Below are 19,175 nucleotides of genomic sequence, written 5' to 3'. Positions count from 1 at the left end.
TTATTCTGCCTCTTCTTTGGCAAGTTGCTTCTTCAGTAATTCGACTTGTTCAGAAAGAGCCTTAATGTTTTTGCGCATTAAAGGAATGCGATTGACGCCGAGTTCATGCTGAATCGCAAGATCTTTAGGGCGTGCTGGATTTCCTAAATAAATGTTCCCTTCTTTCAGATGTTTGTTTGGCGGTACTCCTGTGCGAGCACCTAATACCACGCCATCATCAATGCGAACGTGGTCACTGACTCCAACATTGGCAGCAAAAATAACATGATTGCCTGAGGTGGTGCTTCCAGCGATGCCGGTAAAACCACATAGAATATTATGTTTACCTAATTTTACAGAATGTGCTACTTGGACGAGGTTATCAATTTTAGTCCCTTCACCAACAACAGTTGCACCCATCGTGGCGCGATCTATAGCGGTATTTGCACCTATTTCTACATCATCCCCAATAGTGACACGCCCAACATGAGGAACTTTGAGATGTTTGCCATCAACAAAGGTATAACCAAAACCATCGGAGCCTATAACCGTAGAGGCATGAATGATGACTCGGGAACCAATTTGACACTTATCGTACACAGTAACATGGGAATGGAGGGTAGTATTATCTCCCAGAGTCACTTCACGACCAATATGAATATGACTTTTTAGAATACAGTTATCGCCAATGCTACTGCCTGGTTCAATTACTACATAAGGTCCTATAAATACTTCCTTCCCCAATGTCACTCCTTCGCCAATGACTGCAGTAGGATGAATATTAGGAATGACTTTTTGTGGCGGATTGAAAAAATGCATCAGGGTGATAAAGGCTTTGAACGGATGTTTTACTTGTATAAATGGTTTTTTTACAACAGAAGTTTGTTCATTGACTAATATGGCAGCTGCTTGCGATGCTTCTGCTAATTTTACATTTTCATTACTGTCAGCAAACACCAGGCTTCCCGGCATAATCTCATCAATAGGTGATAAGAAAGAAATTTTTATTGAGTCATCCCCTATGACTACCCCTTGTACCTTATTTGCTATATCACCTAGTGAATAACTCATTTATTGGCCTTTTTTTATAAAATAGCTGATTATATACCCAAGAAACCTCCAAAGCTATGTTTTAGGCGACTTGATTTTTTGCCTGGAAAGCTCGAAAAAGACGATTAATCACTCCATTGCGATGCATGCTAAACTGCGCTTTATTTATACATATTTGAATTGCTTCATAATGTCCTAAAAGCAAAAAAAATTATTTCATCAACTTGAGGGATGATGAGTTCATTAAGTGTTTGCATTTCAGTGCTCGCCTTTCTGGAAATGTCTTGGTATCCCTGTTCAACACGTTCTAGTAGCTCTTGAATTCGCGTTTTATATAAATGGGCTGTTCCAAAATTTTTTCAGGTTCTTTATCTTTTTGAAAATCAAGTATACCCATTAATATAGCTATTTTTGCCATACTGATACTAAAAAATAGTAAAATGAGTGGAATTTATGAAGCGAAGATTTGAAAGTCCGCAATATCTATTCGCTTTCTTTTAGGTTAGTTTGAGTTGCTCCATAAAGCCATAATAGCTAGATATTTATTTGCTACCCCCAATTTTTTATTAGCATTTTGTAAATGAAAATTGACCGTACGTTTACTAATTTTCAGTGATTTTGCTATCATTTCCAAGCGAAATCCTTCGGCAGTCAATCGCAAGCATTCTTGCTCTCGCTTTGTGAGCGGAATTTCCCCTATAATTTTTGCCCCTAGCAGCAACCTTAAGAAATGAAAATAAGTATGTAGGATGCCGAACCAGGAATCTATATGCTTTTCCCAATGCTGCAATCCGTTTTCATTGACACGTTGATGCAGAACCAGAATTACGAACTCTCCTTTGGGTCCATGTAAAGGAATGCATAATCCCTTATCAAGACCAAAATTGATAGACTCTTGCTTAAAACGCCGCCCCCTTTTATTTTTTGCTAAACGCAATTGTTCTTTAACATCCCAAAAAACAGGTAAAAGTGATTGCTCTGTAGATTCAAGCGTCCTGTCTATGTCTGCATAACCTTCTTGCAAATAATAATTATGCCAACATTCTAGCGACGTTGTTGCCCACTCATAAACTAATTTGCTGCCAGTCTTTGTATGCTGATTGTAATAGGTGAACGCCAGACTCTTTATATTAATGCTTGCAAAATAATTTTTTAATAGAGAATTTAACTCTTCTATGGTCTTTACTTCTGCCATGCGTGTTTTTATTGCCTGCATCACTAATCCTTAATTGAAAAGTAAGCCCTTCGAAAACTTCTGCAAACAAGTTTTTGAGTGGGTGATATTTTATTATTCAAAAGAATCGGGTAGTTACAAACGGTCAATAAAACTGTGAAAACCTCGATGCTATAGATTTTAATTTTTGAACTTCTTGAATCAATCTATCCGTTTTAATGCTTCGACCCGATACTTTTAGAAAAAACATGGCGAATTGATGATTCACATAAGGATTGGCCACCTACAACCAATCCTCCATTTGAATATTCGTGAAGAAGCATTAAAATCAAAACAGTGCGTTATAAACTTTACTGAAAATTACCATAAAAAGCGTTCAAATTTACTGTATCCGGAGCGACCCCTTTAATTAAAATATGATAATTTCCAGCGGCTGGCTTTTTAATATTGAAAAATTCATTCCCAGCAAGTTTTTTTACTTGATCAATTTTTTTCAAGCTTCCATTTTCATAACGAACATATAACTGCACATTATTTTTTGCGTTATTTTCGCTGTTATATACGTGTATGGAAAGCATATCGTAGCTGTAAGGATACCTATTGAGTACGGGCACTTCGAGCAAGTAGCGATGCGCATCGCCAGCGTTTATTTTGATGTTATTTATTATCGTACCATTGGATATTTCTACTTCATCATCTGATTCTGGATCAGTTACATTACAATTTGCATTAACCCCCACTCCTTTAAAGCTGGCGAGGACATCATTCACTTCATATCCAAGATCTGCAGCTGCCCTAGCTACGCCACATGCGGCACTGTTAAACGTTGCTTCGGGTTGCCAATATACTTGATTCGCAAGTAAAAATGCGCTGAATGCTTTTCTTATATCCCAGTTCGGGGTCGTAGATAAAGTATAAAACGCTTTATTAAATACTCCCGAAGTATGATGTACATCCATAGAGTCATTATAATCTTTAGCATTGTCTATAGATGCGCCGTCCAGGGTGGGATTTATAAAATAACGCATGGCGGCTTGGTTTTTCATAATAGCTGCACCCCCTAACCAATCATTCTCTTTTCCAATTTGCCTATTCATATAATTTTCAGCTGCTTCCCCTGCCATATCTGAGAACGCCTCATTAATTCCTCCAGATTGCCCCCTATAAACAAGACCGGAATTAAACTCAGTGACTCCATGGCTTACCTCGTGGCCCATTACATCAAGAGCAGTCAACGGATATAAGTTGTTGCCGCCGTCACCAAAAGTCATCTGTTGGCCATCCCAAAAAGCGCCTTCATAGTTTGTTCCAAAATGGACGCGCACTTTAAATTTTGACTTGAGTGGATTTATTGAAAACCAATTTCGATACATGCTAAGAACCATGCTGGCAAAATAATGGGCGTCGTTAAGTGGTGAATAAGCCCCATTCACAGGCCGAGCATTATTAACCGGTCTGTCACTGCTATTAACAGGACAGGCAAAACGATATAGAGTGCCTCCATTTCTCTGATTTTGCATATCATAGGTATCCACATCAGCATTGGTCATCTGGCAGTTATCCGAAACGTTAAGAAAACCAAAATCTCGTCCATAGTAATAGCTCCCAACTTTCTGATTTCCGCCAGGTCCCTCAGCATCCCGTGTTGTCAGGCCATCCCAAGAACTAATTAGGTCGCCTGTATGCACATCCACTATATAGTAAGGACGTTGCACTTTATATCCCTCTACATTAAAAGAAACCAAGTAGATCAATTCAGCTTTATTGTTATCATTTATGCGTACATAAAGTTGAATTTTCTCATTCTTGATTAAATCATTTTCTTTCAGTTGGATTTTACCCTTAGTGATATTTAGTACAGTTTTTTCATCAATAGCGGGAGCCATGTTGACAATATCGCCCTCAATATCAATCATCATTTGGCCATACCACGCCATTTCATTGTCATTTATTTCCGAACTCGTTAAGACTGAGTTAAATACGGGGATGTCTTTGTAATATAAATTATATTTCTTTTTAATCACTCCATTAGGTAACGCCACTTTATTCGACAATTTGAACTGATAATCATTGTTCTTACCAATAAGTGCATTCTTGCCAACCGTTAAATAGTTATTCATGTTGTTATCATCGATATAGATCGTTGTTGCGGCATGAGTGGCTATCGAAAAAATAAAAGCGCATGAAAAAAATGAATATAATTTAAATTTACCCATAACATCTCCTTATGTTTATTGTCAGGGGCTAAAAGCCCCTAAAAACATAATAGTTTGTCATTAATACCCGGAAAACCTGACATTTGTTACAGGTTGGGATGCCTTTATAATAAGGAATGTTTATAACGCAAAAATCGAATATCCTAAAAAATGTGGGGGGTGTTAAGAATTTCTCAGGAACAAAAACATTGATTATTTGCTAAACTACTTAAAAGACTGAAACTGGTTAGCAAATATGCGATTTATGTGGGTTCTTTTTTTGGGGCTAATCTCTGTGGATGTTTGGGCGTCGGACTCTGCCTGTAGTCCTCAAGGGGCTTTTAGAAATGCCAATGGATGTATGCCCGTCGTATTCGTTATTCGCCATGCCGAAGATACGCAGTCCGGAGAGCATGCGTTGACTGCTGAAGGAATTAGGCATGCTGAATTATATGTCATGCTATTTAAAAATTACATATGGGGTGGTACCCACCGTATAGGTAAAGACAAAAGCCACGCTTGTGTATGTCCCATCGGTAAAATCATAAGTATTAGTAATAAAGGCGGCGATATAGTTCCACGAAATCCCAATCCTAATCCGAGTCCAAATCCTTATAAAACTGTAGAGAAATTGAGTAAAAGCCTAAGCCTCCCCATTCTTACTGATAATGGTGAAAGCCAATATTGGAGCAGCTTTCAATGGACTGCTGAAGCGAAGGAGCAGTTATTTGACTATAACGGGAACTCAGCTCAATATTCGGTCGTTATTGCTTGGGATAAGCAAGGCTTGAACCCTACAAAAGAAGACTATGATAAATTGATGGGTTGGCTTAAGCCGCCAGAGTCAGAAGTTTCATTTAAAGATTTTATTCCATTACTTAAATATTTTCCTAATACAGTCCCAGATTTAGATTCGATTTCTTTAGAGCCTCTGAGAACAAATCTTTGGGTGTATTCTGATCAAAATGAAGAAGGGAAATTTATGAATCTTAGATTGTATCAACAAAGATTTTATGCAAAAGATTGTAAAAGCAGTATCTCATTAGTTCCAACCAAAAACTCTGAGTGTGTGGTTCCAGAGCAAAGCAGCTATTAGCGGGAAGATGTGTCAGGCGCAATTGAAGCAGGATGATTCATCAATTTATTTGCTAATTTATTGAAAAGATATTAATCAAAATGATTCTGTTGAGCCCTGTATGGTAAAGTGTTCGCCTTAGGTGCTCTGTTTTTAGAGTACTGTTTTGGGAGTCACTATGCGCTTTTTACGATTCGCCCTTTCAAGTGTCTTATTCAGTTTATTGTTTATTACAAAGGCTAATGCAACGATGGTGCATATCTTGCAAGCCAACTTATTTTCTTGGTCTACTATGGATAAAAAAAAGAATCCTCCGCCAATTACCCGGATGACCTCTTATATTAATGTGCATAATTTTGATTTTATTACTACTCAAGAAAATGATTACTCCTTGATGGATAGTATTTATAAGCTTGATTCAAAATATACATTGGCTGGAAACAAAGAAGATGCTTCTATTTTTTATGACAGGTCTCGTTGGGCGATGGTAAAAAACGCCCAAACGATACCTATGGTTTCTGATGGGGGAGGGCAAAGGCTCGCTGTATTTTCTCAATTTAAAAACTTAAAAAGCGGGGAGGTTGTAGCAATTGCTACAACCCATCTTTGTATTGCCTGGGGTGGGCACGCTGATTGTGTCGGCGGGCAGATGACTGCCCATAATCAAGATGCGCGAACAATAAGTGAGTTCCTTGAAAATTACTCTGCAGCAGCAAAGATTCCGACATTTGTTACGGGTGATTTTAATAATTTGCAGGATAATTTAAATCAGGCTCAAATCATGGAGTCAACTTTTGTTAATTATGGTCTTGTTGCTGTTAAAGAACAGGGAACATTCATAGGACCAACCTTTGGAAATTCTGTGATCGATTTTGTTTATTTTCGCCAGGCAACATTGAAAAATGCCTTACTTTACACGCAAGCACAAGGAAATCCTTCCGATCACGCAGCGATTGATACAACATTTCAAACTGGAGTTACGAAATAAGCTGGAATCAAAACCCATTATCCTAACCTTTATGATGAGGAGGGGTAATGGATCTCTGCTCCTAATCCGGAAGGAAAAGACCAGATCTCAAAACTCAGTTTGCCGCCATTGAAAAATGAAGTATAGAAAAGTAAGCCCAAATACGGTATAAAATTAGCCTGAGTACTTTGGATTTCATGATTAAAAATCAAAGGGATAGGTATGTTGAAAAAAATAATCGTAGCCTTAGGGTTTTGCGGACTGTTTACAGTAAAAGTATACGCTGGCGATGACCCGTTCGCTCCTCTTTTACCTCGGGTTTGGTCCTCAATTATTACTGTAAGCGGAGGACCTGCGTGGTCTCATCCAGGGAGTGATCAATATCTCTATCCTTTTCCGCCGCCACAGTACAACCTGTACCTTGCTGATTCGAAATCTGATTGGTTAGGTACTGGTGAATTATTTTTCGGGTTACAGCATTTTATTGGCGCAAGCAATTTTATCGCCCAGTTTGGACTTGGGGTTGCAGCAGCGAGTGACGTCAATTTTTCAGGCACAATTAATGTAAATGGCCTCCCTGATGTATATACATACTATTATAGCGTGAGCCATGTGCGCGCAGAGCTTAAAGGAAAGCTTATTGCCTGTGGCTTTCAAACTCTCCAACCTTATTTAAGTGGTAGTTTTGGTGTAGGTTGGAACCATGCTCATAACTGGGTTCCTTCGACAATCGATCCTGTCCTTTTTCCAGCATTCTGGTTTGAAACGGTGAGTACGGTTGCTTTCTCGTATACTCTTGGGTTTGGAGTGCAAAAAATGCTCACCCCGAATTGGCAGGTAGGTGTAGGAGCTGAATTTGCAGATTGGGGGAAGCATCATTTGGGGGACGATAACCTTACATTGAGCAAAGGTCCAGGAACCCCCCATATATATACTGTTGGCGCTTTGTTTAGCTTAAGCTATATGTTTTAAAACAGCCTGGGTGTGGTTTACTTCATAGCCCCGCGGCTTGTCCGCGGGATCCATTATTTTTTATCTTATGTATCTGCGTAAGATCAAAGCAACGTTAGCGCCTCCGAAAGCGAAATGATTGGACAATACAATATCAATGGTCTTTTTACGGGCTTCGTTCGCTACATAATCCAAATCACAGGCAGGATCTGGAGTTTCTAAGTTTATTGTAGGTAATAACAAATCATGTTGCAGACTAAGTGTTGTGGAAATGACCTCCATTACACCAGAGGCACCTATTGCATGTCCAATCATTGATTTTTGTGCCGTAATTGGGAGCTCATAGGCTCTTTCACCAAATAGTGATTTAATTGTTTGTGTTTCGACTATATCATTTAATGGCGTTCCAGTTCCATGCGCTTTGAGATATTGAATATCTCGAGGTGATAATTTTGCATCATCCAATGCTCCTTGTATCGCGCGTTGCTGTCCTTCTGAAGAGGGTGCGGTAATATGAAATGCATCACAGCTGGAACCAAAACCGATAATTTCTGCGAAAATAGTAGCTCCTCGTGCTCTCGCTTGATTTAGTTCTTCAAGAATTAAAACTCCAGCCCCCTCTGCCATTACCATCCCCTCACGATTTAGATCAAATGGGCGACAGGCTTTTGTTGGATTTGCATTATTAGTGGACATCACCTTTAATTTACACCACGCAGACATCATTGATTCCCAAAGTGGTGCTTCTGTACCTCCGCAGATCGCCGTGGAAATTCTGCCGTTAGCGATTTGCTGGTAGGCTGTCCCTATCGCGTCAGCTGATGAAACACATGCATTAGAAATAGTTGAATTAGGTCCGCTTAAGCCGAATGCGATGGCGATAAAATTTGCAATGGAATTGGACATTCCTTTGATCACAGTCAAGGCCTGCATTTTTTTCCAATTTTCAGTGAAGAAGAATTTATAACTTGCTTCTGATTCGGGGTATCCTCCCATTCCAGTTCCCATGAAAGTCCCTGCTTTGCTGAGCTCATGGGGAGTGAGTTTGGCTTGTTCTATTGCATGATGTGTGCAATAGAGGGCGAATTGAGCAACTCGCGGATAGCGTTTATTCTTATTAAACTCGGGCAGATGTTCCAGGGAAAAATCGGTAATTTCGCCTGCTATTTGTGTGGGATACGAAGAAGGATCATAGTTTTGAATGCGTTTTATTCCGCATTGTCCCTGTTTTGCAGCCTCCCAGAATTTGCCTAAGCCTGTTCCTATGGAAGAGGTTATTTCCATGCCGGTTATAACAACCCTTTTTTTCATCATGATCCTTTTTATTTTTAATATGAAACTTTCTATGTAAGTTGAAAACAATTTTGCTGTAAATAGTTGTTCCAGCTTTTTAAGGACAATACTAAAGGTGGGGTTTAAATTCTGTCAAGCTCTATATGAAGAGGTTCTACTTTACAGGAAAAAGTTGCCTAACAACCGCCGATATAAAACACCAGTTTTTAAATTTAAGTATTCCAGCTTTTTCTTCACTGACAATTCACTAGGTAGTCAACACTCGTTCCGGATAAGCACGGGATGAATTAACGTCTTTTTTTTGCGATAACTCGTTTTTGCAATTCGTAGAAATCAATTTCCCAATAATCACACGAATTTTGAGTTAGAAAACCAAGCCGAGTATATAGGTTAAGTGCTTTTTGATTATGTGTTTCTACATCAAGGTTGAGGTGGGGTTTGCCTTCACTTAATGCAAGATTTATACAGTATGAAATCAAAGCTGTTCCCAGACCCTTCCCTTGTCGGATTGGCAAAACGGCGATATCAGAAAGTGTTGCGCCATTTTTTTCCCAGCGTATATGTGCTTTTCCTACAAGGTGGTTGTCCTCAAATGCCAATATTACTTGATATGTTCTATCACTCAATATGTGTTCAAAGCGTGGAAGTAATTCTGTTTCCGTTTTAAAGAAACATGCCTCGTCCAGAACACAAAGCAGTGGAATATCATTTTCTGTTGCTGTGCGGTAGGTCAGGTTTTTTTGGTGATCCAGTAAAGGAGTTAAATCATGCCGCTCCATATAGTATTCACTATGCATGTAGGAAAAACCAAGCTCAGGCAGCCATTTACTGTTCAACAGGTACGGACTAGAGAAAATCAATTTAAAATAGCCTTGCTCTTTCACGAGGGGTAAAACATTGCGCAGCATTTTTTTGACAATACCTTTCCGGCGATAATCTGGATGAACAAGCGCTGACACTTCAACTGCATCCTCATAAAAGAAAAAGACGCTTAAAAATCCGACTAGTTTTTGTTTATCATGATACATCAAGACCGTAGGTAAATTTCTTTTTTGGATGAGCAAGTGAGTATACAAATTAGGTACGCTGCCATCTTTCTTTTTACAGGCAGCTTTTAATCCTTCTAGTTCTTTGAGTTGGTCTTCACTAAGTTGGGTCGTTTTACTAAGCATAATTGGTATTAATAAATATTATTCGTTTTTTTAAAGATAGCTTGTTTTACGTTAATTTGCTCGTTATTAAAATGGATTTATTAAAAATGCAAGTTTAAAACAGCGACTACGATTTCTAAAATGATTAATACGATAATGATAATCTCTAAATTATGACCGTGTCGATTATCCAGATAACCATTAAACATATCAAAGATTTCATTAAGAGTATCCAATCGATGATTAATCGCATTGACGCGTCTTTGGATATGTAAGTAACGTTCCAACATAGTAAAGTGCTCTTCTAAGGTTGGATGTTGCCAAAAATATTTTGGATGATAAAGGAAATTACTAATTAAATTCATTTCACTTTTTGCTCCAAGGATTTCTCCAATAATCTGCTGAATTTGAGTACGGCTAATTTCCATCTCACCTGTATGCGATAGTTTTTGGATCATAGGATTGTATTTCTCAATCAGCCCATCAATGATGGTTTCAAAATATTGTAACTTGACTGATTGAGAAAACCCATAAGATAAACTGAGTTTGAGTTCGTCACTGTCCTCTTCTATAGTCAAGCAGTCGACATCGAAAAAATCATGGGGTTCTATAGTTGTTTTATCATCAAATTGATAATGAAATTCATCATGCACTAAAATGGTAACAGGTTTATCAATCAAAAGTTTGATGGTATTCAGATAATCATTAATTTGATACCGCTTAATACCCCAGGAAACCACAGTACCGTTTTTAAAAATGAAGATGGTATGATTTTTGTTGTGATTCGAGCTTAACTTTAAAACATCCCGAGTTTTCAGTGAAGTAAAGTCAGTTGAATCATTTTTAAAATAATTGTCTACACGTGGTAAATCAATTGATTTGGCAATACAAAAACTTAAGCATTCCATGATGGTAGTAATCCGCGAATAAAAGCTTTTCTACGATGAAATAGATACATGTTCTGCTGTATCTGATAATCGATAATTAGAGTCAGATACAGCATTTTACAATATATAATAATTATCTCAACCTTAACTATTATACACTATCTGCTGTTTCACGGGCTGGATAAGTTTTTTTTCGGTCAGTTGCACCCCCTAACCATTGGGGACAAACTTCTAATATTTCGGCAATCTTATTAAGTTGTTCCTTTACTGGAAGTATGTGGCCAAAAATTAAAGAGTTTGCTAAATGACGTGAAACACCAAATACTTTAGATACTGCTTTGATTTTCTCAGTTAACTCTTCCGGAAAGCCCAGTGAAGCTAACTCGCGATTGAAGCGCTGCGAAAATACTTTACTGTTCATTTTCTCACTCCATGAAAAAATAATATTCAGCATCATGCTGCCCCATCTTAGGTACCTGTCATTCCATGATTCAGGTAAGAGAGTTATAACCCATTTTTTTTTAATAGCAAAGTTTTTTTATCCTAAAATCAATTAGTTATTTATCTAGTTACCATAATGGTAATTAGTTGACCACTAGAAGAACTTGAGCTGTTAAGTAAAGAGTAAGGTTTTGTGTGTATAATTAGATCATAAAGAACATTATGAGAGCATGCTGATCATGAAGTTATCTCGTATTTTTGGTTTTAGCTTTCAAGACGCCAAAGAAAGTGCTCATGAAGTCCATAAAAAAACGATTGCTTATGATCAAACAGGGCATGGTCGTCATGTAATTTTTAAAAAGAATAAACACCCTGGGGTTAGGGGCCAAGAAGCGTCTAAACTGGAAGCTAGCTTTACCGCGGTTGCTAATGCGTATGCTGCACCCCATCGCGCTTTAAGACAAGACATAGTAACGGATTCTCAAGGTGGAATCGTCGGTGTATGTACTGAGAATGCAGGCCATGCTTTATTGCGTCTGCGAAAGAACGATAAGAACATCGTTTTTATGAAGGCGCCAGGTTTATTGCCCAAGGGTGAAGTTAGTGAAGAGGACTTTGCGCAATGGATAAAAGGGCATACGGCAATTGAAGAAAAAGTTGCTGTCAAAAATAAATGGGAAGCAATCGCTCTTAAAAGAGTCTATCAAGACAAAACACAAAAATTGGAGGAAGCTTATAAGAAACGATTGGAAGAATATTGGGATGAACGGAAAAAGCTAGGGGAATATAAAAATATAGATCCCAAAGATCTTGATGTTGCAGTTATGTTTTGTAATGAGCAATTAGATCAAGGAATTATTCGATTTGATGCCCAAAAAATTCCCCAAAAATTAAAACCTATCTTAGAGCCGATGTCTACGCATCTTCAGGTTATTTTTGAAGCAGAGAAGCTGAGAAGAAAATGTCAAGAACTTAAAACAAAAGCAGAAAATATCAAACTGGAAGCAGAAATGGAAACCTATGGAGTAGGTGAGGGAGTTAATTTTCAGGACAAATTACCACAAAATTTCTTTGCGAGGCTTTTGGAACAAAAAAAACGTGGTGCAATAGATATTGATATGGACTCATTGGCTGATGTGTTTACTACAGCCTATGGACTAGAAGAAGATGATTTACACAAGGGAAATATTGGTTATTATGTTACATATGAAAATAGTCGTCCCTGCTTTCATTTTTTTAAAATAGATCATGATTTGATGTTCAGTGATAAAATTATGGCTGCCCGGGATGCTCGTTTTGCCAATCTTCGCTATTCCAGTGACAAATTTCGCATTACTACCCGCGACTTGCTGGGATTTCCCGATCTGCAAGACTCAGGAAATCATTATTGGCCGACAAAAAGAGCTATTATTTCTACAGGTACAAAAGCATATCATAATGAAGAAGATCGGGCTGCATATAAATCTTTAAAAGATGATCCTGAATTTCAGAAAGCAAAGTGGATGCGTTTTTTAAAGCAAGCAGCGATGCCGCAAAGTTTTATTTCCAAATGTTTGCACCAGCCTCTGGATGAAGTAGGTAGTGATCCTGAAACTGAAAGTACTCTGACCATTGTGCAACGGGCAAGCTCCTCCAAAATAGCCGAATTGCGTGTAGCGCTTTTAGCAATACCGGAATTTAGAGAGTATTTGCACCATAATTATGAAGAGGCAAGCAAATCAATTCTTACTGAATTACACCAACATTGCATTGCAATAAACTGCTCTCCCAATGAAATAAAGCGATATCAGATGGAAGCACGTAAGATGTTGAAATCAATTCAGGAAGCATGCGAAAAAAATACCCCAGCATTACATGCTGCAATTCAAACACAAAGTTATCGTTGTTATGAAACACCAAAATATTTTAAGGGTATTCTGAATAATAAAGACAGTGAAGGAAATACAGCATTGGATTTTGCAATCGCAAATTTTGAAAAATATGCAGAGAAACTAAAAAATCCAGGAATTGCAAGGTCAGCATTGGGTCCTTATTACGTACAGATGAAAGTCTATTATGCAGATGTGATTTGTGATTTGCATCATCATAAGGCAAAGCATGGGTTATCGGCAGATGAATATGCATTGGTTATTGCTCAAGCACAAAAAACCAGTTCCGCGTCAATCCTGATTCCGAAAGTTTATTCGCTGGCAGACTATAAACACTTTCTCTCTAAAATGCGGGAAGAACCTTTACGGACTTTAAAACAAGATAAAGTGTATGCTGTAAAATTGCTGGAAAAAGCAGATTTAAGTATGGAAGAACTTTTGCGATTAAGGGAGGAGTTAAAAGGAAAAGAGCCTGCTGGACATTTAAAATTTATTAAAGAACTTCGATCGGAAATCTGGATAATAAAAAAAATCAGAGGTGTTTACGGAGAAACGGACACTGTAGCGGCTATCAAAAAGTGTATTGATCAAAAATTAGAGTCATTACAGAATAAAGCGCAGGATGATCCCCAGGCATTAAGTGTTTGTCCCGTAATGAGTTAATCGAGGTTATATCTAGGTATATACCCTAAACATTCTGAGAAGCATAAGTTCAATGAACTCGAATGTTTAGCCACTGGCATTGTAAGTTTGAATTGGCAATGTTGCTTCTGATTCGTCATGAATATTTTCAACTTCAACAGATGGAATATTAAATTCGGACAATGTATTTTGCGATGTAAGAGAAACCTCTTGAAAAAACCTGCTTTTTCTTTGGTAGGTTTCAGCAGAATCTGTCAAAGTAAAGATGTTGAGGATTGCTGCAAGAAAACTGTAAAAGGCAGATTTAACGAACGCATCATTTTCGATGGTACTTTTATATTCAGAACAAACTGATCTTAGCTTTTTTTCAAACTCTTTATACTGTTGAAATTGTATTTTAGGGGATAATTTAAAATGTTCACCAACTACTCGTGTAAGTTGTTCGAGTGCGCTTTCTAGTTCTTCAGCATAAGGACTGGCCTCTGTTAATTGTTGAATCGTTGTTCGTAGCTTTTCCAATTGCTCTCGAGCAGCTTGTTCCGGGTCAATTAAATTATTTTTTAAATACAAATGATAGGTCAGCGTGAGCACATGAAATGCCTGGGCTTCAGCTCCATTTTCTGATCGACTTAATTGATGATTAAACGAATCGAGCAGTTCGCCGCGGTGAGGGTGTACTTTAATTCCACGAACAGCGATTCCTATGATTTCATCGATGCAAACCATGAATTTATCAGGCTCACTACCACATCGAGTCGTTGCAATTTCGTATATTGCAAGAGAAGACTCTGCTAGTGATTTTTTATTTTTCACATTATTGGGGTTATTCAAATAACGGATTAATGAAGTTCTGAACTTTTTAGTTAAAGTTTTGGCCATTAAATAAAGGTACATTTATTTTTTAGTTGGACAAGCATAACAAATAATTGAATCTGAGTTAATAAAAAAATCAATTAGATCAAAAATTAACTCTCTTCAGCTGCCCGTGGAAGGAAAGCGATTTTTATTCATTTCCTTGATATTCTCTTCGTTTTTATCAAGATTGGACGTCGAATTATTAGAAGATTTTCGATCAAATTGAGAATTAATTTATAAATTTTTACACTATTCGTATGAAATAGGGTATAATGTTGGACTGAAATTAAGAGTTATCCCTTTATTTAGATAATTTCTTGCTTTTATTGTTCTTTGCATTGGTTTAGGGATAATAACCATTACAGGGAATATTTATTTCATATTAGGAGTTAAAACAGAATGATGAAAATAGCCTCATTACTATTGGGTGTGGTTTTAACTGGTTATGCTTTTGCAGACAATCCTAAAGAAATAGCAACTCACAAAGTGTCCCTTACAGGCTTGCAACCTGGTGAAGGCCGCTTCATTCGTAGTGATGTATTTGAGAATAATAAATTTCAATCCGGTTCTTATTTTTGTGCTGGTGCTGATAGCATTCTGTACGATTTACAGTATGTATTTTCAAAAAGTCGTGAACCATTTCATGCAGAACATTTAATTAAGTTTTCAATATGTCAAGATGAAACCATGGCTCAGTGCCAAGAGTTTGCTACAGATAAATACCTTACTTTCAGAAACCTTGATGGTTATTTGCAAAATGATAGTACCAAATCAACTGTGGATGTTTCTCCCTTAAAAGTTGTTTATCAACCCTGCGAGCCTAATGAAGATATGGATGAATTGGTTAAAAGCTCAATTCATGAAAATGATCGTCGTTTTTCAAGCGTAGGATAAAGATTTTTCTTTAGTTGTAACCTGGGAATTTCGAGAGTACGAAACTCAGGTTACGCTTCACCCAGGCCGCCATGATGTTTGTTTTTTGCGCCAATTGAATCACTTAATTTGTTAGATTTTTGTAAAATTCATCCAAAAGTTAGCCTGAATTTGCTCATGAGTGGTTAAATTACGACCACTTTTGAAACATTGTATTTGTATTCTGGAGATACGTGAATGAAAAAAATGAAAGTATTAGGATGTTGGTTATTATTAATGCTGGCATTGGATGCACACTCCTACCAAACCCGAGAAAGTAAAATTTACAATGCTAAGGGTCAGATCGTCCATGTAGATGGTCTATCATGGTCTGGATTTCAGGACACGAATGTTTTTCAAGGCTTACAGAGCAATCCTTTTTATGCAATTCCATCTTTGGGTTCCAATCCAAGAGCCTATGGAATGATGGATTTACTTAGCCATCCATGGGATTTCCCTAGTACAGGGGTAGATAAAAATTCATCAGTAAGTTTTAAAACCTTGCGATTACCTATCCAACCCGAGGTTCTTTCTGATGATCGACATGAGGTCGATTTAAATAAGTCGCTTTCTGACAAGTCTTCCCCAAGCGCAGGGAATGGTATTTTTTGTAAAACATGGCAGAGCAATGGTACCGCTTGCGAAAAAGCAGTCAGCCCGCAACAAGCGTTTTGGATCGTGTTGCAGGAATTAAAAAAGAAGAATATCAAAGTAATGATTGATATCCATCATCGTCATGGGTATGGCGATGCAATGCGAGATGGCACTGTTTATGATATGCAACGATATGGAAATGATATTTCTCTTTTAGCTACAGAAATTAAAAATCGCAACTTAGATAATGTACTGGGAATTGATATTTTCAATGAGCCTTATCGTTTAAATTGGTTTAAAACACATGACTCCCAAGTACCCTGGACAAAAGTCATAGCAACTGCTGCGAATGCAGTACAGAAAAACAATCCTAATTTGCTGTTATTTGTAGAAGGTCCTGATTCAGGAAATGATGATGCAAATAATCCGATAATTTGTGTCCCTAAATCCCAGGTAGTGAATGACAACGGATACAGCCACTCTCCAGACCCCTCTTTATGCGGCAATTTAGAGCGTATGTTTTTTAAAGGAAATTGGGGAGAGGATTTCAAGCCTTTACTGGATGAAAAACAGGCTAAAAATGGAATCGCTGTATTTGATAAAAGTAAATTTAGGAATCAGTTAATCACCCAAGGAATAAATCAGTCTGCGTTACAATGGTTGTTGGGAGATGAACAGGCTCAAAACAGTCATCTGGTTTTTTCACCACATGTATACCCTGCTGAGGTTGCTGGTTGGGAAACTGCACCAGGTATGCCAAGTCAATTGCGTTTCGATTGGTCATGGGGATTTTTATATAAAGCAGGCTATCCCGTTGTGCTTGGTGAGGCATCATGGAAAACCGCAAAAGGAAAGGCATTTTTTACCAATTCGCTAATGCCTTATTTACAGGCGAATATGGAAACAAACAACATTTTCTTTTGGGCAATTGGCTATCTAGGGGATACGGTAAGTGCTATCGATCCTAATTCTGGCGAGCTCAATTTAGATGTGCAACAAACGTTAAAAAATTACTTTGATAACATTTAATGAATAAACGTAGGCTGGGCTGAAAAGCCTTATCAATGGTGTTCTGATATACATTCGCTGCTGGGTTTTCAGCCCAGCCTACGTACTCTTAACCCTCATATTCTGTTATCCCTGCGAAGGCAGGGATCCATCTATCAATAATTCAGAACTTAAATTGGCCCACTGAGGATTGTTCCATGGGTGTAGATATTCTATTAAGGCTTAGGATGTACATTGTAAATTCAAAGTTCTATGATCCTGAACTTGATTCACTCCCCACACAATGATGACAGGTAAATATATTTTGGGGATCATATTTGTGCTTGATTTGCAGGAGCTTAGGATAATTGCTGCCCCATAAAGCGGATTGCCAATGTTTAATAAAATAATCTGCTTCATTCGGATAGGCACCTGAATCAGGACTTAAAGCATGCAGTAGCTCCATTGCCTTCCGGGCTTTCTTTATCGCCTCTTTGGCCTTGATGAGATCCGGTTGATGACCCGCAATATGGGCATAAGTATCTTGTTGGCCTCCAGAAATAATGACTAAAGCTGCCGCATTGAGTACTTCTGGGTTCATGGAAGTATTTTTTTGACGCGCAATAACGTCTGATGGGGCACCCGACAACCCTTTATTGAAATGAAGTACGACTTCAGTAAAACGGGATGCCGCAAAGAGTGTTCTGGCAAAATGCGTTGAATTGTCTTTGGCAAATAATTTGAAGGGAAGATACATGGAGAGATAGTAGTTGATATATACGGATACCTCAGATTGATTCGATGCCCACCAAAATTCGCCTGCAGATGCGTTTTTTTCTTGGTTAACTTCGATGGCATCAGGAGCATTTTCAATCAAATAGTCAAAATCCCAGTAGTGTCTTGCTGGACGTGTAATACTGTTGAAGTGAACTTGGTATTGCTCCGGTTTTTTTGTTAACCAGTGCAGAAATGGCTGCCAAAGTTTGTCTACTTCAGCTTTATTTAATCCAACAAAAACCAGGGAAAAATTCATCTTATTATTTGGCGTTAAAGCAACCTGCTCTCCCCAATGTTCGTTATTGAGATTGAGGCGATAAAAATGGATAAAGTAATGAATCAGTTTTGCATACGCTGTATCGGATTTTGCAGTAATGCTTCCTTTGACTTTCCCAAATAAGGCAGGGAGTTCATGAGTTTGCAAAGTGATTTTACTGACGATGCCGTAAGTACCTCCACCGCCTCCTTTTAATGCCCAGAAAAGATCTTGATTTTGGCAGGAATTAACAATGCGTATTGTTCCATCTGCAGTAATCATTTCTACTTCCAAAACCCCAGCAGCTCCTGTGCCAAATTTTTTAGAAAAACTACCAAATCCTCCACCCTGAATAAATCCACCTGCAGCGCCGACAGTGACACACCCTCCTCCTTGAACGTAGTGGCCATGATGCGTAGTGACTTCTTTATATGCTTCTAGCCATCGTGTGCCTGCTGCAAGGGTGACGGCTGTTGTCGGGGTATGCGTCTGAGGACATCCCTGGGGAATAAAATGATCGTGAATGGTCACCTGACGCATGTTATGTGTCCAGAGCAAGAGTGAATTGGGTGCATTGGATCTGCCAAGGTAATCATGACCAGTTCCTTTCACAACAAGTTTAATGCGATGTTTGCGTGCAAAATTAACTGCAGCAGCTATTTCTTGCGCATTTTCAACAGCAATTACATAAGGACTTACCGCAGATTGCCAGGCATCCACCCAACCATTCGATTGTGTCGCTCCAGGGTGCGCTTCAATAAAATAAGGATTTTTTAGCTTGTTGAGCACCTCTTGGCATGCAGCGCTTTTAGCGTTTTGAATGCAAGGATATAAGGGAGAATGTCCTCGTATCAAACGCCCGTTTACTTGCCTATTTAATTCATCCCATTGCGTTTTGGTTGGCCAACAGGATTGAGTGGGTAAACAAAAAGGAGAAATCGATTGGTTTTTTTCTTGATTTGCTAAAGCTTCATCGCAAATGAAACTCATAAACAAAGATAATCCCATCACCCATAATTTCATGAATCATATTCCAGAATTGTAATTTATTGCCCCCTCCTGAATTCAAACTTCAGCCTGGGGACCTTCCCGCGAATCTTATATATATCTCGGAAAAACCA

15 protein-coding genes are annotated in these 19,175 nt (G+C 38.2%); 6 read left to right on the top strand and 9 right to left on the bottom strand.

All coding sequences use genetic code 11. The features are described from left to right. The 3 genes from lpxD to LXO92_RS01820 all read right to left on the bottom strand — a co-directional run bounded on the left by lpxD (nt 1) and on the right by LXO92_RS01820 (nt 4,419). Nucleotides 1–1,050: a UDP-3-O-(3-hydroxymyristoyl)glucosamine N-acyltransferase gene (gene lpxD, locus LXO92_RS01830; protein ID WP_182351059.1), complete on the bottom strand. Its 1,050-nt coding sequence runs from the start codon at nt 1,048–1,050 to the stop codon at nt 1–3. A gap of 481 nt (nt 1,051–1,531) precedes the next feature. Then, nucleotides 1,532–2,245 carry a helix-turn-helix transcriptional regulator gene (locus LXO92_RS01825; RefSeq protein ID WP_182351058.1) on the bottom strand — a complete coding sequence of 238 codons (714 nt, stop codon included), beginning with the start codon at nt 2,243–2,245 and terminating at the stop codon, nt 1,532–1,534. 308 nt (nt 2,246–2,553) lie between these two features. Continuing rightward, the gene (locus LXO92_RS01820) at nt 2,554–4,419 is read right to left on the bottom strand and encodes a M4 family metallopeptidase (RefSeq protein WP_182351057.1); all 1,866 of its coding nucleotides are present in this window, start codon (nt 4,417–4,419) and stop codon (nt 2,554–2,556) included. 235 nt (nt 4,420–4,654) lie between these two features. On the opposite strand from LXO92_RS01820, the gene LXO92_RS01815 reads away from it, so the two are divergent. The 3 genes from LXO92_RS01815 (at nt 4,655) to LXO92_RS01805 (ending at nt 7,412) form a co-directional block, all read left to right on the top strand. Continuing rightward, a complete protein-coding gene (locus tag LXO92_RS01815; protein ID WP_232890301.1) occupies nt 4,655–5,494 on the top strand; it encodes a hypothetical protein in 840 nt (279 codons plus the stop codon). 157 nt (nt 5,495–5,651) lie between these two features. Beyond that, entirely contained in the window at nt 5,652–6,461 is an 810-nt protein-coding gene (locus LXO92_RS01810; protein WP_182351055.1) for an endonuclease/exonuclease/phosphatase family protein, read from the top strand. 201 nt (nt 6,462–6,662) lie between these two features. Beyond that, a complete protein-coding gene (locus LXO92_RS01805) occupies nt 6,663–7,412 on the top strand; it encodes a hypothetical protein (RefSeq protein ID WP_182351054.1) in 750 nt (249 codons plus the stop codon). Nucleotides 7,413–7,472: 60 nt separating this feature from the next. Here LXO92_RS01805 and LXO92_RS01800 read toward each other — a convergent pair whose 3' ends face one another. The 4 genes from LXO92_RS01800 to LXO92_RS01785 form a co-directional block, all read right to left on the bottom strand. Continuing rightward, nucleotides 7,473–8,702 carry a beta-ketoacyl-[acyl-carrier-protein] synthase family protein gene (locus tag LXO92_RS01800; RefSeq protein WP_182352900.1) on the bottom strand — a complete coding sequence of 410 codons (1,230 nt, stop codon included), beginning with the start codon at nt 8,700–8,702 and terminating at the stop codon, nt 7,473–7,475. Between the two features lie 269 nt (nt 8,703–8,971). Continuing rightward, nucleotides 8,972–9,856, bottom strand: a complete 885-nt coding sequence (locus LXO92_RS01795; RefSeq protein WP_182351053.1) for a GNAT family N-acetyltransferase — start codon at nt 9,854–9,856, stop codon at nt 8,972–8,974. Between the two features lie 80 nt (nt 9,857–9,936). Next, nucleotides 9,937–10,743 (bottom strand): RMD1 family protein, encoded by an 807-nt coding sequence (locus LXO92_RS01790; RefSeq protein ID WP_182351052.1) that lies wholly within the window; start codon nt 10,741–10,743, stop codon nt 9,937–9,939. A gap of 130 nt (nt 10,744–10,873) precedes the next feature. Next, nucleotides 10,874–11,143 (bottom strand): hypothetical protein, encoded by a 270-nt coding sequence (locus tag LXO92_RS01785; RefSeq protein ID WP_182351051.1) that lies wholly within the window; start codon nt 11,141–11,143, stop codon nt 10,874–10,876. A 259-nt stretch (nt 11,144–11,402) separates the two neighbouring features. Between LXO92_RS01785 and LXO92_RS01780 the strand changes: the two genes are divergently transcribed. After that, nucleotides 11,403–13,694: a hypothetical protein gene (locus tag LXO92_RS01780; RefSeq protein WP_182351050.1), complete on the top strand. Its 2,292-nt coding sequence runs from the start codon at nt 11,403–11,405 to the stop codon at nt 13,692–13,694. 66 nt (nt 13,695–13,760) lie between these two features. On the opposite strand, the gene LXO92_RS01775 is transcribed toward LXO92_RS01780, so the two are convergent. After that, on the bottom strand, nt 13,761–14,552 hold the full coding sequence (locus LXO92_RS01775; RefSeq protein ID WP_182351049.1) for a hypothetical protein: 792 nt from the start codon (nt 14,550–14,552) through the stop codon (nt 13,761–13,763). Nucleotides 14,553–14,927: 375 nt separating this feature from the next. On the opposite strand from LXO92_RS01775, the gene LXO92_RS01770 reads away from it, so the two are divergent. Continuing rightward, on the top strand, nt 14,928–15,422 hold the full coding sequence (locus tag LXO92_RS01770; protein WP_232890299.1) for a hypothetical protein: 495 nt from the start codon (nt 14,928–14,930) through the stop codon (nt 15,420–15,422). A 216-nt stretch (nt 15,423–15,638) separates the two neighbouring features. Beyond that, entirely contained in the window at nt 15,639–17,063 is a 1,425-nt protein-coding gene (locus LXO92_RS01765) for a cellulase family glycosylhydrolase (protein WP_232890297.1), read from the top strand. A gap of 229 nt (nt 17,064–17,292) precedes the next feature. Here LXO92_RS01765 and LXO92_RS01760 read toward each other — a convergent pair whose 3' ends face one another. Continuing rightward, the gene (locus LXO92_RS01760) at nt 17,293–19,077 is read right to left on the bottom strand and encodes an FAD-dependent oxidoreductase (RefSeq protein WP_232890295.1); all 1,785 of its coding nucleotides are present in this window, start codon (nt 19,075–19,077) and stop codon (nt 17,293–17,295) included. Nucleotides 19,078–19,175: the final 98 nt, after the last annotated feature.

This window comes from Legionella resiliens (genome assembly GCF_021344005.1).
In the GTDB taxonomy this organism is placed as follows: Bacteria; Pseudomonadota; Gammaproteobacteria; order Legionellales; family Legionellaceae; genus Legionella; species Legionella resiliens.
Note: the sequence above shows the minus strand (reverse complement) of the source record. Positions and strands in the feature narration are given on the sequence as shown.

What these genes read in the sequence shown, in the direction of transcription:
- lpxD (WP_182351059.1), bottom strand. Translation starts at nt 1,050, where the DNA reads ATGAGTTATTCACTAGGTGATATAGCAAATAAGGTACAAGGGGTAGTC.
- LXO92_RS01825 (WP_182351058.1), bottom strand. Translation starts at nt 2,245, where the DNA reads ATGCAGGCAATAAAAACACGCATGGCAGAAGTAAAGACCATAGAAGAG.
- LXO92_RS01820 (WP_182351057.1), bottom strand. Translation starts at nt 4,419, where the DNA reads ATGGGTAAATTTAAATTATATTCATTTTTTTCATGCGCTTTTATTTTT.
- LXO92_RS01815 (WP_232890301.1), top strand. Translation starts at nt 4,655, where the DNA reads ATGCGATTTATGTGGGTTCTTTTTTTGGGGCTAATCTCTGTGGATGTT.
- LXO92_RS01810 (WP_182351055.1), top strand. Translation starts at nt 5,652, where the DNA reads ATGCGCTTTTTACGATTCGCCCTTTCAAGTGTCTTATTCAGTTTATTG.
- LXO92_RS01805 (WP_182351054.1), top strand. Translation starts at nt 6,663, where the DNA reads ATGTTGAAAAAAATAATCGTAGCCTTAGGGTTTTGCGGACTGTTTACA.
- LXO92_RS01800 (WP_182352900.1), bottom strand. Translation starts at nt 8,702, where the DNA reads ATGAAAAAAAGGGTTGTTATAACCGGCATGGAAATAACCTCTTCCATA.
- LXO92_RS01795 (WP_182351053.1), bottom strand. Translation starts at nt 9,856, where the DNA reads ATGCTTAGTAAAACGACCCAACTTAGTGAAGACCAACTCAAAGAACTA.
- LXO92_RS01790 (WP_182351052.1), bottom strand. Translation starts at nt 10,743, where the DNA reads ATGGAATGCTTAAGTTTTTGTATTGCCAAATCAATTGATTTACCACGT.
- LXO92_RS01785 (WP_182351051.1), bottom strand. Translation starts at nt 11,143, where the DNA reads ATGAACAGTAAAGTATTTTCGCAGCGCTTCAATCGCGAGTTAGCTTCA.
- LXO92_RS01780 (WP_182351050.1), top strand. Translation starts at nt 11,403, where the DNA reads ATGAAGTTATCTCGTATTTTTGGTTTTAGCTTTCAAGACGCCAAAGAA.
- LXO92_RS01775 (WP_182351049.1), bottom strand. Translation starts at nt 14,552, where the DNA reads ATGGCCAAAACTTTAACTAAAAAGTTCAGAACTTCATTAATCCGTTAT.
- LXO92_RS01770 (WP_232890299.1), top strand. Translation starts at nt 14,928, where the DNA reads ATGATGAAAATAGCCTCATTACTATTGGGTGTGGTTTTAACTGGTTAT.
- LXO92_RS01765 (WP_232890297.1), top strand. Translation starts at nt 15,639, where the DNA reads ATGAAAAAAATGAAAGTATTAGGATGTTGGTTATTATTAATGCTGGCA.
- LXO92_RS01760 (WP_232890295.1), bottom strand. Translation starts at nt 19,077, where the DNA reads ATGAAATTATGGGTGATGGGATTATCTTTGTTTATGAGTTTCATTTGC.